Origin of the sequence: Bradyrhizobium guangdongense, assembly GCF_004114975.1 — a bacterium.
Lineage (GTDB): Bacteria > Pseudomonadota > Alphaproteobacteria > Rhizobiales > Xanthobacteraceae > Bradyrhizobium > Bradyrhizobium guangdongense.
Genome location: NZ_CP030051.1, coordinates 1,045,185 through 1,060,758, shown reverse-complemented (window position 1 = coordinate 1,060,758; position 15,574 = coordinate 1,045,185). Strand labels below are relative to the sequence as shown.

The window sequence follows — 15,574 nt, the reverse complement described above, 5'->3', positions numbered from 1 at the left end:
GCCCGACTCTGAGCAGATCCTCGACGAGATAAATCGAGTGGGCTGAGATACTGTAACGGCATAAGCGACCCACTGTTCAAGTCGTTCGCCGAACTAACGCATCTTCCTAACGGAATAATCATTTGTTTGAGCGTCCTAAGAAGAACGATCTCGATACGGCTCTTTCGATGCTCATGCACGAAACCCGGCACAAGCTTGCAGATGAAGTGAACCGCATCAAGGCCGAGGCCATAAAGGCGTTTGCAATTCATAGCAACGGGATTTTGGTTGCTGCAATCAAGGCGGCGGATGACCTTCATGAGTCTGCGATGGAGCAGGCCAACGGCACGCTGCTCGACTTTATTGAGCGCATGCAGACGTCTCCGGCCGAGATTATCGGTTGGGCGCGCCCACACCTCGAAAATCTCAATAATTCTGTGCTCGGGGTTGTACAACCGAACGGTTTCCCGCAAGATCACCAGCGGCTGACGCACCAATATCGGGCTGTCTTTCAACAGCGGCTCGATATCATGTTGAGGAATGTCGAGATTGGACTTGTAAGGGGATCGCGATTTACCCAGGCTGAGAAAATGGAAGCGCAGGAAGAATGGATTAGCGCGGCGCAAGCCTTGCATTTGTTGGCGACGGCATTTGAAAGCAAAATTACCGCGCAAATGGTCATCTGCCAGCGCGCCCACGCGAACATGATCCGCGCGCGCGCTGAGCAATTTATCATTGACGACAAACCTTCAGGCCCGCGGAACGTCCCCAAGGAGTTTTGGTGGGCCGAGGGGAATGAAGCTCTGACGCAAAATTGGACCATGGGCGATTTCGAGACCTATATCCAAGACAAGCGCTATCGCGCCTTCGGGGTAAAATTCGCATCGCAGGACATAGCCAAAATGGTCCCCTCGAGCTCTCAGCCGGTCACACCTAAGCCAACATTGCCGACAGCCAACGCAAAGATCTTTCTTGTGCACGGGCGAGACGATGCCACGAAGAACGAAGTTGCGCTCTTCCTTGGAATGATTGGACTTCAACCGGTCATTCTTCACATGCGGCCGAACGGTGGCCGGCACTTGTTGACGAAGTTTCAGGAAGAGTCAGAGGGCGCAGAATTCGCCGTTGTCTTGATGACGCCCGACGATGAGGGCGGGATCGCCGGTAGCGGTGCGCATCGACCTCGTGCACGTCAGAATGTCGTCTTCGAGCTTGGCTTCTTCATTGGCAAATTGGGACCGAGCAAGGTCGCCGCCCTCTTGAAGGGAAATGTCGAGAAGCCCTCGGATTTTGATGGGATCGCCTACATCTCCCTCTGTGGTGATTGGAAGCGCGACCTCGCGCGCGAGCTGCACCACGCGAAGGTATCCTTCGACGCGGCCAAGGCGCTGTCCGCCTGAGTACTCATGCATGTCACCGTGTTGCGGCGCCGTTGGTCAGGCGTCCAAGTCGTTCGGCCTCATCGGTGTGGGCGAAGTTGCACACGCACGACCACATTGGCGACCCAACATCTTACCTTTGCCAGCATTTCGCAGTGCGACGTAGGCATAAGCTGCTCTGCCCTGGCTGCGGACACAGGTGGGTGATTGCATCAACCACCTGCTAAGAAAGGCAGCAAATTGCCCAGCGTTCGCTCGATCTTGGTCTTTTCAAAGCACGAACATATGGCATGCTATTCGAATCACACTTTTCCGTGTGGTTGCATAAAAGTCGGATAATCGGTAGGCTTGCGACGTTTTGGGGCCGGATGCCGCCTTGTTCGGGGGAACAGATGCGGTTGCCCGGAGTTCCTCGAGGGGGCACGATGGTTGATACCAGCGGAGGAGATCTCGTGTCTCCGGGTTATCGGTACTTTGCACCAACCCAACAAGGCGCGCCCGCTCAGCTCGGGGTATACCTCCCTGATTACAACGGCGACCTCTCACTCTATTGGCGTGGTCAGGTTGGACGCGAGGAGATCCGCTCCCTCATCGAAGAGACCGAAACTGTTCTCCTTAAGGCAGGACAGAAGGTCAGCGCGACGCTCGAAGCCTACGGAGTTGAAGCGAAGGATCCGGACAAGACCGAGATCCACCTAGGCCCGATGAGTGAAACGCTTGCGGAAACTCTTTCTCCAAAGAGCAATCTTCCATCTTTCGGTGCATGTCGCGCTGAACTTACAGTGGCAGCTGGCAAAGTTATCATTTGGGCAAATGTCACGGGCGACAAGACTGCCGCTCTTGAAGAAGGCGGAGAAAACATTGGTGTAAGTGTCCCACAGTCTCTCTTCCGCGAGGGGATACGTCCTGTAATTGAACATGCAATTTCGGCGACGATGAAACTCAAACCGAATGTCGCAAAAGTTCTTATCAACGAGATAACAAACGCAATCCAGACGCGAAGACTAAGGCCTAGTTAGCAGGCATCAGCATCTGGTTTAAGAGACGGTGCGGTGGGGAGGCAGGGGTGAAGGCGGTTCGGGTAACCGGTGTATTCCAAGTCACACTCGATGTTTTGGACAATTCAGGCACTTCAATTACTTCGATAGATGCTTTAACGATAGGCTGTCGGCACGTCGTTACAGTCAAGAATTTCAGCACAAGTCCGAAACAGGTCAGCGTCGAGGTCTCGCTGTTGAACGGGACGACCAGTTTGGAATTCTTGGTCGGAGGCTACAGCGCTTCGCAATGGACCGATCAGACTCATGGCACCATCGCTGGAGGCACTGAAGGCAAATTGTCGTGCTATTTGGAGCGGACGTCGGGTCCGAACTCGCTGAATGAGCCGATCCAGCTCGTTCGACTAAAGGCTGGCGATGGCCCGCCCAAGCCGCTGTATACAGTACGATCCTCGCACATCCCGTTCGCGGACACTATCGACGCGGTGTAGCGATGCTGGAGAAGGCAACAGCTATTCTAGCAACCATCCCACCAGGTTTTGCGATCCTCGTTGAACTTTTCAATCCCATTTCCTCGAAGCTCGTCGAACGAAATGTTGAGCAAGATCTCAAGGCCTACGAGACGGCCTCGGAAGATGCGCATGATCTTCTCATCAGGCGCGCCGCGGCTCTAACGACGGGCGCCGTCGAAGTCAGTGGTCTCGCTCCAACCTTGGTTGCAGCCGTGACGAGCGGCTTCGGTGTTCTCTATGAGTATTCCAATCCATCATTGATCATCTGCTACGTGCTCGTTTTTATGGCGTTGGCGTTGTTTCTCCTTCGCTACCTTGGCGGCCATACTCTGTATGAGATCGAAGATGGCCCGCTTCCATTTCGCTTCGCCTATTGGGAGATCAACCTTCCATTCAGAGGCAGCTCGGTAGTGTCCTTCTTGATCTACCTCGCGAATACGCTTTTGATCACTTTTGTGTGGATTGTGTACCACCTTGTCGGTAAGCCGTAGGTTTCCGTACCGCATGCTGACTGAGATCAGCCAGGGTGTCGAGAAGCTGTAGCGCCATCTATAGCTACCCAGGGGCCAAGTGCTCATCCCGCGGTGCGCCAGCTTTCGGCTGTGTAGATCTCGAGCCGCGGCTTGACGAAGATCAGGTCAACTCCGAATTTGCGGGCCTCGTAGCTCGCGGCCGCCACGACTCCTCGCTCCGCCGAGCCGCCTACCGCGAGCGGCTTTCTGCGCAGGTCCGGATTGTCGCGCTGTTCCACGGACGTATAGAACGCATCCATGTCGATATGGATGATCTTGCGGTAGGGCGTGTTCGAATCACCTTGCTCAGAATCGGACCGGACCATCCTGGATTATAGACATTGCTGTCCAGCCGTCGCAGCTTAGACCAAGTCCTCGGGCGGACACTCGGGGCAAGCGTCGCCGACGGCATCCAAGAGTTCTGTGATCGCATCTGTGGCTTCGTCGGGAGAAACGCCCGCCGGCGGATCCCGACGAGCGATATCATAGGCGCGATCGCGGGCGTGCGGGTCGGCTCGATCCTGCATCCAGCCGTGCTCCTCGCATTCGCGGATGGCGCCGACTTCCTGCAGCACCGAGGTCGCCCAGCCGTGCAGTGTCCGAAACACCGTTCTTCTCTGTTTCGTCATCAGCATCGAGATCGCTCCCGCCCGGACGAATCCATGTGCCGTCCGCTTCGTTCCCGGCGGTTAGCACAGGGCAGTGATTCGAAATCGCTAGAGCAGCCGCTTGTCCACTTATTCCGCCGGCATGTGCACAGCCACGAATTCCAATGTGCCAGCAGCTCGCTGACCCGCGCTCAGGCGGCGGGCGCTGGATCTTCCTTCTCGCCCGTGGCGACGATCGTCAGGGCGCCATCGGGCAGCGGCCGCTGTAGCGCCTTGGCCTCGCCCCAAGAGGCGCGCATCCAGACGTCGTACTCCTCGGGCGTCGTCAGGATGACCGGCATCGCTTTGGGGTGGACGCGGCCAACTTCTGCGTTGGGCTCCGTAGTGAGGAATCCAAACACGTCGATCCTGACCTCGCCCTCCTTGGCCTTTCGAACCGATGTCCAGTTCGTCCATAAGCCACCGAACGCCAGCAGCGGCCGGCTCTCGTCCGCGGCGAACCAGACCGGCACCTTCTTGCCGTCGATCGCGTCGTACTCGCTGAAAGAGGTGAACGGCACTAAGCAGCGGTTCTCCGGACCAAGCCACCGCTTCCAATGCGCGCTGTTCACGTTGCGGATGTTGGTCGTGCCGCCATCCGGCTCCATTCGGAGTAGCTCCTTGAAGTCGATGGCCTTGCCCTTCGCCGCGAGTTTCTCTGCTCGCTTCTTCGTCGCATCCATGAGCGCCTTGGCTGATGACGGCATGCCCCACCGCGCCATGACGACCTCCCGCCCCTCGGCTGCGTTTCGGACAATCGGCGCCGGATAATCGGGAAAGATGCCGGGCATGGACGGCAGGTTGCCGACGTCGCTGTTCAGGGCGCCGAACAGGCGGCGGATCGCCTCGACATTTTTTGTCATGGAGTAGAGATTGCAGATGTGGACGGCCCCCACTTGTCAGGATTGTAGCAGACTTTTGGCCAGATCGCTTGCTATCAGATGTCCGGCCTGTTTGCGCGGACAAAGCCCGCTGGCCGAGATGGTGTTCGCTACGCGCGCTCCAAGCACATGGGCGACATTCTTGTTGCCAGTGTAATCTTCGGAAGCTCGCGCGTATCGACCGATCGGTCCTTCCATCTACTGCGTCCTGCAAGTTCGTGGGAAATCCGCCGAGCAATCTGCTCGCGGGCCGATTTCAGATCAAGTCGGCATGACGGCTACCGGCTGCTTGTACACGCCGCCCGATATCATCAAGCGCCAAGCGATGCGGGCAAACTTGTTGGCCAAGGCCACTGCGACCAACTTTGGCGGCTTTCGCTGCAGCAGCGAAGCGAGCCATGGTGTGGGCTTATGACGGCCCTTTCGAATATGCCTCAGCAGGGCGGTCGCACCGACGATCTGTCAATCGGCCTGCAAATTTGACCCCTCATCGGCGTCCAATTTTGACCCCTTCGTGCGGCGGGTTTTGCTGGTAGCGCTCGTCTCGTCGGAGCTGGCCGGGATAGCGGAGGCGAGACGAGCGCGGGTGGCGTGATCGTCGTCTCGACTCTTGAACCGCCAGCTATCGTTGCCGGTCTCGACGATGTCGCAGTGATGGGTCAATCGGTCGAGCAGCGCGGTGGTCATTTTGGCGTCGCCGAACACGCTCGGCCATTCGCCGAAGGCGAGATTGGTGGTCACGATGACGGAGGCGCGCTCATAGAGCCGGCTGACGAGGTGGAAGAGAAGCTGGCCACCGGACTGCGCGAAGGGCAAATAGCCGAGTTCATCCAGCACGATGAAGTCCATCCGGGTCAGATGCTCGGCGAGCCGTCCTTGCCGTCCGTTGCGGGTCTCGGTCTCGAGGCGATTGACGAGGTCGACTACGTTGAAGAAGCGGCCGCGGGCACCGGATCGGATGCAGCTTCTGGCGATGGCGATGGCCAGGTGGGTTTTGCCTGTGCCAGTGCCGCCAACCAGCACGACGTTGCGTTGTTGGGCGATGAAGCCGCCGCCAGCGACATCATTGACGAGAGTCTGATTGATCGGCGTGCCGTCGAACTGGAAGTCGGCGATGTCCTTGGCGAGCGGCAGCTTGGCAATGGTGAGCTGGTATTTGATCGACCTGGCTTGCTTCTCGTTGATCTCGGCGTTGAGCAGGTCGCCGACAATGCGCTGAGGTTCGTGCTGGCGCTTGACGGCAGTCGCCATGATCTCGTCGAAGGCAGCCTTCATGCCGTAGAGCTTGAGTTCGCCCATGAGGTCGAAGATTTGGGTTCGTTCCATCAGATGGTCCTCCGGAGGTTGTCGTAGCGAGCACAATCGGCGATCGGTGCATGACGGAGCGTCAGTGCGGCCGGCGTCATGATGTTGGCCGGTGGGGCGGGTTCGCGTTGACGGGCCAGGATATTGAGCACGACATCGGCGGAATGGACGCTGTGACTGAGCGCTTCGGCACAGGCCGCTTCCACCGCGGGCAGACCGTCAGTCAGCACCGCGTTGAGGATGTCGACCATCTGCCGATTGCCATCGTCGGTGCTGGCAAGCTTGCGCCGGATCCGCTCGATCGCGGCCGGCAGCACCCAGTCTTTGAAGGGAGCACCATTACGCAAGGCGCCGGGTTTGCGGGCGAGCACCGGCACATAATGCCAGGGGTCGTAGACGGTATCGCCGCGGCCAAAGGATCGCGGGTGCTCGGCAACGATGCGTCCATCCTGACGGATCACGATGCGATCGGCATAGGCTTGAACCTCGACGGGGCGTCCGACTGCGCTGGCTGCGACCGAGTACTTGTTGTTGTCGAAGCGCACCAGGCAGGTCTTCGAGACCGATGCCGTCACCGCATGGAAGCCGTCGAAGCGGCCGGCATAGGGAACGAGATTGGGGCGTTCGGCTTCGAACACGTCCCAGATCGTCTGATCGACCAGCTCCGGATGGCGATGAGCCTTGGCGTAGGCGATGCATTTGTCGAGCAGCCAGGCGTTTAACTCGTCGAGGTTTTTGAACCGCAGCCGCGGCGTGAAGAAGCGTTCTCGCACCAGCCCGACCTGGTTCTCGACCTGCCCCTTCTCCCAGCCCGACGCTGGCGTGCAGGCGACCGGATCGACCAGATAGTGACTGCACATCTGCAGGAAGCGGCGATTGTAGAGACGCCCTTTACCGACGAAGATCGTCTCCACGGCGGTCTTCATGTTGTCATAGATGCCGCGGGTGCAGGTGCCTTTGAACAGGGCGAACGCCCGGTCGTGGGCGTCGAACACCATCTCCTGCGTCTCCCGCGGATAGGCCCGCACGAACAGCATGCGGCTGTGACAGAGCCGGACATGGGCGGCCTTCACCATCACCGTGGTGCCGCTCAGCAAGACCACCTCGTGGCTCCAGTCGAACTGGTAGGCTTCGCCTGGGGCAAAGCTCAGCGGGACATAAGCGGCCGCGGTCGATTGCCCGCGTTCTTTGCTCCACCGCCTGGCGTAACGCCGCACCGCATCGTAACCGCCGTCATAGCCGCGGCCGCGCAGCTCTTCGAAGATCCGGATCAACGTCAGCTGTTCGCGAGCCGATTTAGCCGCGTTCGCCGCCAGCAATCCATCAAGCTCTGCTGCCCATCGTCCCAGCTTTGGCCGCGGCTGCACCTGCCGCTCGTACTCGAAGGAGGTCTCTCCCGACCTCAGCACCTTCCGAACCGTGTTCCGCGATACCTTCAGGTCACGGGCGATCTCCTTGATCGTCTTGCCCTTGATGAAGTGCTCGCGCCGGATCCGGGCAATCGTCTCCACGATCAGCATCCCCCACCACCTGCTTCGTTCCAAAGCAGGCAACGCAACAGACCAATCTGTAGGGGGTCAATTTTGGACGCCGATCCCCCGGCTTAGGGGGTCAATATTGCAGGCCGAACGACACAGAAGCTCCCATGCCCAAAGCGCATCTACAGCCGACTGACCCTTTAACGTCTTCTTGATCTGTGTCTTTAGACGCTGCGTCCAATCGCGCCGCCCTGGCCGCGCATTCTGCTTCGGCTTCTTCATTTCTATGAAGATCAAGCGTTCCTTGTACGCAGGTTCAGCCTCGATAAGAAACCGCTTGAACAGGTCAGCTTCTGTCTCCTGATCCTCAGGTGGGACGTCTTCCTGTCCCAGCGTATCTCTCGCGAACTTGCTCCAGATAACCACCACGATCGGTGCAGTTTCCGACGAGACGACCTTTCTGAAAACATTTGCGGTATGAGACGCTCCAGTTCGGCCAACAGAGCCAGTCAGATGCAGATCCAGAAAAACCAGGCGCAAACTCTGAAACGGCTTGGAAGGGAGGCCGGCTGCGTCTCCCTTCAGATGCACGCAACTCACGTAAAGCCCGTTCAGCGCATCAAGGATAGGCCTGTAGTCGTCCTCTTCGTCATCAATGACGCAGATCGAAGGATTGGAGAGCCGTGAAATCATGCATCTAGAAATTGCAGAGCAACGACGGCGCCGTCAATACCATTTGGCAAGTCAACGTCACCTTTCCCGGGGAATACGACCTGCCCCTTGTTCACCCGCATGACCTCATCTGTAATGTAGAGGCCCAGGCCCATTCCACCGCTGCGGCGCGTGAAGAACGGCTGCAGAAGGTCCTCCGGATCATCCTTGCCAAATCCCGGGCCGTTATCGCCCACAACTATTGCAGGACCTCCTTCGGGGTCACGCGTCGTTCCAATATACAGGAGCTTCGTTTTTGGGTTCTTGTGTTCCAACCAGTGGATGCTGTTGTCAACTAGGTTCGTTATTGATGCAACCAGCATCTGTTTGGAGCCTTTGACCGGGAAATCTTCGTCACCCTCATCGAGGCCGTCGATCAATTTGATGCCATGCCTCTTCAGCCGCAACTCGGTGCTGAATATCGCTTCCTTGATGAGGGATTTGGCGCCGGTTTTCCCGAGGCCCGGGTTCTTCAGAAGGTTTGTTACGGGGCGCATTGCACGATAAAGGCTCTCGACCAGGCCCTTTATTTTTGCAACGTCTGTCCCTTTTGCCGCCGCCGCTCTTAGTTCTTCCAGAATCTTCTCGGCGCCGTGGAGCATGATCCCAACGCTTAGCCCGGGTACCGCGGCGTGCAATAACTGGTCACGGTAGGTTTCCATCTCCTTCTCAACCGCCTTCAATCGTGGCTCAACCTCCTTGAGAACACCCTTGCGTTCCAGAATATCTCGAAGGTCGCCCAGTTTCTGAAATACCCTTTTGCCGGTGCCGCGCCCCAGAGCTTCACGAAGCTTTCTTTGTTCTTTGGTCTTCTCGGCTTCGACCTGGGTAAGAACGCCTATTACCGCTTCCCGAAAATCTGAAAATGCAGGGTTCTCAATAAACCCCTCACGGTTTGTCTTTTCGCGCAGGTCTGCACTCGACTCGGCACTCAGCTGCAAAGTTCCAAGAATCTGATTGTTGCTCGTTCTCGCGGTCGGAGTATTCACCCGACGAATATCAAGATTGAGCCAATCATTTCCAGGCTCTCCAAAATCAAAGACGCGTATGCCATCTCGATAGATTCTTATTCCGCCATTTTCATCAAGGAAGTCTTTGAGTCCGGTCACATCGTCAGTCACAGATCGGAGAATTCCTGGCGCTCTATCATAAAGAAGAAACTCGAACCGTACTTTACCGATCTCGTACTTCGAAAGATCAAGTAGCTCCGTCTTCCTTCCGGCCCTGCGCTCAAGGGGGTGCGTTGCCTTGCGATGCTGCGCAGTGAGCTGCTTTTCAAACCCCGGCGGGGGTCTGAACCGGTAATCAAACTGCATTTTGGAGCCTTCGAAAGTGCCGCGGACGTGGTACAGCGCACATTTTCTCGCGTCGCTCGCGGCAAACATTCCATCGAGCCAACGCTCGTTGGTTGGAGCAGACAGACTTACCTTGAAATCTGTGGGCCCTTCGAAAGGCGAGCATAGGCTGTTCACTGAGCGATGAAGCCGTCGCAGCTCGCCGCGTGACCACTCCTCTCTAAGTCGGCTCACTTCGAGGCGCGTACCGGTTTTGCTGCCGGTAAAGATACGCGGCTCTCTTTCTGTCATGACTGCGGCTGCGCGGTCAAAACTACTCGCCTCCTCAAGTTCGTCCCAATCTATCTCGATGACGATCTCGGGGCCGCCTTTTACTTTTGTCACGAGCCGGACGCGGTGCCCGAGCTTGTGCACCGACAGTCGACCGAGTCCTTTTTCGCCTAACGGAAGACGATGAAACTTCCGCGTTCGTCTGTTTTCGTCTCTCTGGACCTTGCGAAAGTCTGTTGCGATGACCATCCAGGCTTCACGTATGGTCTTTGCATCCATTCCTACGCCGTTGTCCTGAACAACAACGCAGCCATCACTTGGAGCATTAAGATGTTCTAGCGTTACGTGACATTCAGTCGCGTCAGCATCATAGGCATTTTTGACAAGTTCAAAGACGGCGATAGAGGCGTCGCGTATTAACTGGTCACCCAGCAGAGTTAGGAGACGCGGCTTCACGCTGAACTGAAGATTGGTCACGGCTTGGCAAAGTCCTTGTTCACGCGCCGCCGGTGCCCTAGCGCTTCAATATTGGCGGGCATGACAGGCGGTCAAACATGATCTTCCCATATCTTGAACTTCTCTCGCCTCGTGCCATTTCGTTCGCGCAGCAGCTACCAAGTCCCATCCGCACTCTAGCTCTGAACCTGAAGCATCCGCATGGCGGCCCACTGCTAGTTGGCTTCACCGACACGAATCTGTCAATGGTTGTGATGGCTGATGCAAAGGATCTTGGAGCTCCTGCCACCGCCATCGGTGCCCCAATAAACAGTTAGGAACCCCACAAGCTTTGCCACGGTGTTGCGGTAGCTCTCGTAGGTGCTGTGCTTGCGACCAGCAGCCTTCTAAGTCCCCTTTCCCTGCGCGAAGCCGCCCAAATTGAGAGCCGGAATCTTGCGAAGCTCTCGATAAAGCGCCTCCACAGGAAACTCGCCATACGAGTCGGCGACCGACTTCGAGCCGTGGCCAGTGATCGCATTCAATATATCTTGGGCAAGTCCATGTTTTCGTCCGAGTGTCTTGATCCGGTGGCGCCATGAATGGCTTGGAGACAGTCGTGGGTCTTTCAATCCAAGCTGACGCACGAACCGCCCGATCATCTTGGTCCCATTACCACCGCGCTTGCCAAACTTGTCTGGAGAGAGTTCGGCGAAGAGAGGCCCGGATCTCACTTCGGCGACGAATTTGAGAAAGCCACACTCAACCAGCGCCGGGTGAGCAGGGACGATGCGCTCCGATCCAGCCGTCTTGAGCGAGCCAGCTTCCGGGACGAACTTTATGCACCAGATATCTTCAATCTTTAGGACGTCCTCCCGGCGCAATTGGCAGATTTCGGAAAGTCGCGCTCCGGTGTAGGCGCCGATCCATGGCACCCACCTCTTGACTGGTTCTTTCTCCAAGAGCGCAGCTCGCAAGATCGTCTTCGCTTCTTCATCCGTGAAGCTTCGCTTGCGCTCTCCTTGTTTGGCTCTGAGTTCGAGGGAAATGCCTTCGGCAGCATTGGAGCCAAGGAGCTTGTTCTGAACGCCCCATTGCAAGATCGCCCGCACCGGCGAAAGTTTGGCTCCTTGAATGGTTTTGGGTCGCAATCCGCCCGCAACCAGCGCACGCTTCCAATCGACCAAGTTCTCCGACGTCAAGCGGTTGGCGTCAGTATGGCCGAGATACCTCTCCAGCTCGCGGATCACGCGCGACCTGTCGCGCGGCAATCAGGATGGAAGGCAGCGTCAATCAAGGTGAGAGAGTTTCGCTGGGCCCGTGACGTAGGGAGGGCGTAGCCCGACCGGAGTTACGGGCCCAGCGTCGGCGCGATCCCGAGGAGGACCGCGCCGACTGGTGATCGCGGCCGGCGGGGTTATGCAAGTGGTTCTTCCGCCAAGAGGAATCACTCGCTTGCCCGGCCGACACATCACAGATCACCAGATGAGATGGGATGGTTGCCGCCCTCCCCAGACGGCATCGTAATGTGCCAAGAACGCAGTGTTTGAACCCCGAAGCGAAGAGGACGGCAAATTGATGGATACGGTGATCGGAGTGGATCTAGCCAAGAATGTGTTTCAGCTCCACGGGGCGTCAATGGCGGGACACTTGAAATTTCGAAAGAAACTGTCGCGGCTTCAGTTTCGGAAGTTCATGGCGGGCCACCCATCGGCAGTGGTGGTGATGGAAGCCTGTGGCAGCGCCCACTATTGGGCACGGGAGATGGTCAAGCTCGGCCATGAAGTGAAACTGATCGCTCCGCAATATGTGAAGCCTTTTGTGAAACGCCAAAAGAACGACGCGGCTGATGCCGAAGCAATCGTGATCGCGGCACAGCGCCCCGAGATGCGCTTCGTCGAGCCGAAATCGGAAGAACAGCAGGCCAGGGCAGTGCTCTTTCGGGCTCGGAAGCGCCTTGTTCATCAGCGCACCGATCTGGTGAATGCGCTGCGTTCTGTTCTCTACGAATTCGGCCATATCATCCCGCAAGGAATCGAACAACTTAAACGCATTGACGCAATCCTCGAAGATCCGAACAGCGATCTACCAGAACTGGTCCGCGAGGAATGTCGGAGTCTCATTGATCAGATCGCCTACAAGACGGAGCGGATCGATGCCAAGGCAGAGCAGCTCAAGAAGTTGGCGACGCGGACGGTCACGGCGCAGCGGCTGCAGACAATGCCGGGGGTCGGCCCGCTGACCGCACTCGCGATCGAGGCTTTCGCGCCCGACATGGCGGCCTTTCGACGTGGCCGAGACTTCGCGGCTTGGCTCGGCTTGGTCCCACGGCAACATTCCTCAGGGGGAAAGGAAAGGCTCGGACGCGTTTCGAAGGAAGGACAGGCGGACATTCGCCAGTTGCTCATCGTTGGGGCGATGTCGCGGCTGAACTGGCTCGGGCGCAAGTCGATCCCTAGCGGATCCTGGCTGGCGCAGATGCTGGCGAGGAAGCCGCGCATGCTTGTGGCGATCGCCTTGGCGAACAAGATGGCTCGGACGATTTGGGCCATGCTCACCCGGAAGGAGGATTATCGGAACCCAGCGCAGGCAGTGACGGCATGACTGCATGCAGCACGAAATAGCCTGACGTTGGCGAAGGGGGTGTGAGAAGGCGACGACCCGAATGGGCGCAACGATCGAACAGATCTGGATCAGGAAACCAGCTAGAGCCAAAGAGCCGACGTGCTCGGAGATGAGAATTGGACCTGGTCCGCGGATCACCATACCGGCCAGCGGCTTCTGAAAATGCCGTAAAGGAAGGCCTGACAGAAGACCGCACTCGATCACACGCCAAAGGGTCAGAAACTTCTTGCATTGCGGGCGGCAACCACAGAAGGCTCTACATGAAGTACCGTCAGACCGATAGCCCGCCAGTGGCGGCGGCCAAGGCGTCATTCAGTGCGTCGACCGCCTATCGGATCGAGAGAGACCCCCGATTTCCATCGCAAAGGAAGGCTCCCCGCGGCCGGCGACGACCGGACCCGTTGAGCAACGTGTTCGAGACCGAGATCGTCCCGATCCTGAAGGCGGCACCTGGCTTACGCCCGGTGGCGGTGTTCGAGGAGATGCTACGGCGTCATCCGGATCTCGGCAGCGGTATCCGTCGTACCCTGGAACGTCGGATCCGTGCATGGCGGGCGGTCCACGGCGAGGAGCAGGAGGTGATCTTCCGCCAAACCCACGAGCCTGGCCAACTCGGCCTCTCCGACTTCACAGACATGGACGAACTGGGTGTTACGATCGCGGGTGCTCCGTTGGATCATCGTCTCTATCACTTCCGTTTGGCCTATTGCGGGTTCGAGCACGCCCACGTCGTGCTTGGCGGCGAGAGCTTCGTTGCCCTGGCGGAAGGCCTGCAGAATGCCCTCTGGTCGCTCGGTGGGGCGCCGCGGGAGCATCGGACCGACAGTCTGTCGGCCGCATTCTGCAATCTCGATCGCGATGCACGGGACGATCTGACGCAGCGATACGAGGCCCTTTGTGACCACTACGGCATGCGGCCTTCCCGGAACAATCGAGGCGTTGCTCACGAGAATGGTTCGATCGAAGGGCCCCACGGTCATCTCAAGCGAGCAATCGCGGATGCCTTGCTGCTGCGCGGAACTGTCGACTTCGACGATCTTGCCACCTATCGCGGCTTCATCGACGAGATCGTCAGCCGCCGCAATGCCCGCAACGCCAAGCGGATCGATAGCGAGCGCGTGGTGTTGCAGGAGCTGCCCGATCGGCGCACCTCCGACTACGAAGAGGTGATCGTCCGCGTGACATCGTCCGGCGGCTTCACCCTGCGCAAGGTGTTCTACACAGTGCCATCGCGCCTGATCGGTCACCGGCTGCGGGTGCGCCTTTACGACGATCGTCTCGACGTGTTCGTCGGCGGCACCCATCTCGTCACCCTGCCGCGTGGGCGGCCGCATCCCAATGGCAAGTACGACCAGGTCGTCGATTATCGGCACGTGATCCATTCCCTGCGGCGCAAGCCGATGGCGCTTCTCAATCTGGTCTATCGAGATCGGCTGTTCCCGCGCGATGCCTATCGGAAGACCTTCGATCGCCTGCGCGAACGCTTGCCGGACAAAAAAGCCTGCCGGATCATGGTCGACCTCCTCGCGCTCGCTCATGACCGCGGCTGCGAGGCCGAACTCGCCGATCAGCTCACCGCCGACCTCGACGCCGGCCGACTGCCCGACCTCAACCGGCTACGTGCTCACTTCGCCCCCGATCCCGCCAACCTGCCGAACGTCGTGGTGCAGCTCGTGCCGCTTGCGACCTACGAATGCCTCATCGGTACCGCCGAGACCGGAGGTGCCGCATGAGCGTAACGAACACGGTTGATGCCGCGCGCCTCAATCTGTTGCTCAATGAACTCCGGCTGCCTGCCATCAAGGTGCTGTGGGCTCAATTTGCCGAACAGTCCGACAAGGAAGGCTGGCCGGCCGGCCGCTTCCTCGCGACCATCGCCGAGCACGAGATCGCCGAACGCGGCCGCCGTCGGATCGAACGACACCTTGTCGAAGCACGTTTGCCCGCCGGAAAGACCTTCGACAGCTTCGACTTCGAAGCCGTGCCGATGATCTCAAAGGCGCAGGTGATGGCGCTCGCCGCCGGTGACAGCTGGCTGGGCAAGGGCGCCAATTTGCTGTTGTTCGGCCCGCCCGGCGGCGGAAAGAGCCACTTGGCGGCAGCGATCGGCCTGGCCCTCATCGAGAACGGATGGCGCGTCCTCTTCACCCGGACCACCGATCTCGTGCAGAAGCTCCAGCTGGCGCGACGCGAGCTCAACCTCGAGGCGGCCATCAATCGTCTCGATCGCTTCGATCTCCTGATCCTAGATGATCTCGCTTACGTCACCAAGGATCAGGCCGAGACCAGCGTGCTGTTCGAACTCATCAGCGCTCGCTACGAGCGCCGCTCGATGCTGATCACCGCCAATCAGCCATTCGGCGAATGGAACAGGGTCTTCCCGGATCCCGCCATGACCCTCGCCGCTATCGATCGCCTCGTTCACCACGCCACCATCGTCGAGATGAACGTCGAGAGCTATCGCAGACGGACCGCCCTCGAACGAAAACGCGGTCCAGGACGGCCACCATCGCACGCGACACCCAAAACCGTCGCTGATTGACGCTG

Annotated in this window: 12 protein-coding genes and 3 pseudogenes; 6 read left to right on the top strand and 9 right to left on the bottom strand. The window is 58.5% G+C overall.

The window, feature by feature from the left end:
- Window positions 1–122: 122 nt before the first annotated feature.
- The 3 genes from X265_RS05135 to X265_RS05125 all read left to right on the top strand — a co-directional run bounded on the left by X265_RS05135 (window position 123) and on the right by X265_RS05125 (window position 3,359).
- Window positions 123–1,379: a TIR domain-containing protein gene (locus X265_RS05135; RefSeq protein WP_208764266.1), complete on the top strand. Its 1,257-nt coding sequence runs from the start codon at window positions 123–125 to the stop codon at window positions 1,377–1,379.
- Window positions 1,380–1,783: 404 nt separating this feature from the next.
- On the top strand, window positions 1,784–2,377 hold the full coding sequence (locus tag X265_RS05130; RefSeq protein WP_128963911.1) for a hypothetical protein: 594 nt from the start codon (window positions 1,784–1,786) through the stop codon (window positions 2,375–2,377).
- A gap of 472 nt (window positions 2,378–2,849) precedes the next feature.
- Entirely contained in the window at window positions 2,850–3,359 is a 510-nt protein-coding gene (locus tag X265_RS05125; RefSeq protein ID WP_128963910.1) for a hypothetical protein, read from the top strand.
- Between the two features lie 101 nt (window positions 3,360–3,460).
- On the opposite strand, the pseudogene X265_RS05120 reads toward X265_RS05125, so the two are convergent.
- The 9 genes and pseudogenes from X265_RS05120 to X265_RS05080 all read right to left on the bottom strand — a co-directional run.
- A pseudogene (locus X265_RS05120) lies at window positions 3,461–3,706 on the bottom strand (Y-family DNA polymerase); the annotation flags it as partial.
- Window positions 3,707–3,742: 36 nt separating this feature from the next.
- Window positions 3,743–4,015 (bottom strand): hypothetical protein, encoded by a 273-nt coding sequence (locus X265_RS05115; protein ID WP_128963908.1) that lies wholly within the window; start codon window positions 4,013–4,015, stop codon window positions 3,743–3,745.
- Between the two features lie 164 nt (window positions 4,016–4,179).
- Complete coding sequence (locus X265_RS05110) at window positions 4,180–4,908, bottom strand: SOS response-associated peptidase (RefSeq protein ID WP_128969147.1); 729 nt, start codon at window positions 4,906–4,908, stop codon at window positions 4,180–4,182.
- A 261-nt stretch (window positions 4,909–5,169) separates the two neighbouring features.
- Window positions 5,170–5,367: pseudogene (locus X265_RS41215) on the bottom strand (IS110 family transposase); the annotation flags it as partial.
- 3 nt (window positions 5,368–5,370) lie between these two features.
- Window positions 5,371–6,234 carry an IS21-like element helper ATPase IstB gene (gene istB, locus X265_RS05100; protein ID WP_128963210.1) on the bottom strand — a complete coding sequence of 288 codons (864 nt, stop codon included), beginning with the start codon at window positions 6,232–6,234 and terminating at the stop codon, window positions 5,371–5,373.
- Window positions 6,235–6,242: 8 nt separating this feature from the next.
- Window positions 6,243–7,733, bottom strand: a pseudogene (gene istA, locus X265_RS05095) (IS21 family transposase); the annotation flags it as partial.
- Window positions 7,734–7,790: 57 nt separating this feature from the next.
- On the bottom strand, window positions 7,791–8,384 hold the full coding sequence (locus X265_RS05090; RefSeq protein ID WP_128963907.1) for a hypothetical protein: 594 nt from the start codon (window positions 8,382–8,384) through the stop codon (window positions 7,791–7,793).
- Window positions 8,381–10,444 (bottom strand): ATP-binding protein, encoded by a 2,064-nt coding sequence (locus tag X265_RS05085; protein WP_128963906.1) that lies wholly within the window; start codon window positions 10,442–10,444, stop codon window positions 8,381–8,383. Before X265_RS05085 ends, X265_RS05090 begins: the two co-directional genes overlap by 4 nt.
- Window positions 10,445–10,809: 365 nt before the next feature.
- Window positions 10,810–11,652, bottom strand: a complete 843-nt coding sequence (locus tag X265_RS05080; RefSeq protein WP_128963905.1) for a site-specific integrase — start codon at window positions 11,650–11,652, stop codon at window positions 10,810–10,812.
- A 328-nt stretch (window positions 11,653–11,980) separates the two neighbouring features.
- Here X265_RS05080 and X265_RS05075 point away from each other — a divergent pair, with 328 nt between their 5' ends.
- The 3 genes from X265_RS05075 to istB (X265_RS05065) all read left to right on the top strand — a co-directional run bounded on the left by X265_RS05075 (window position 11,981) and on the right by istB (X265_RS05065) (window position 15,569).
- The gene (locus X265_RS05075; protein WP_164934317.1) at window positions 11,981–13,006 is read left to right on the top strand and encodes an IS110 family RNA-guided transposase; all 1,026 of its coding nucleotides are present in this window, start codon (window positions 11,981–11,983) and stop codon (window positions 13,004–13,006) included.
- A 281-nt stretch (window positions 13,007–13,287) separates the two neighbouring features.
- A complete protein-coding gene (istA, locus tag X265_RS05070; protein ID WP_128963904.1) occupies window positions 13,288–14,760 on the top strand; it encodes an IS21 family transposase in 1,473 nt (490 codons plus the stop codon).
- The gene (gene istB, locus X265_RS05065) at window positions 14,757–15,569 is read left to right on the top strand and encodes an IS21-like element helper ATPase IstB (RefSeq protein ID WP_208764263.1); all 813 of its coding nucleotides are present in this window, start codon (window positions 14,757–14,759) and stop codon (window positions 15,567–15,569) included. The genes istA (X265_RS05070) and istB (X265_RS05065) overlap by 4 nt, the downstream gene beginning before the upstream one ends.
- Window positions 15,570–15,574 lie beyond the last annotated feature (5 nt).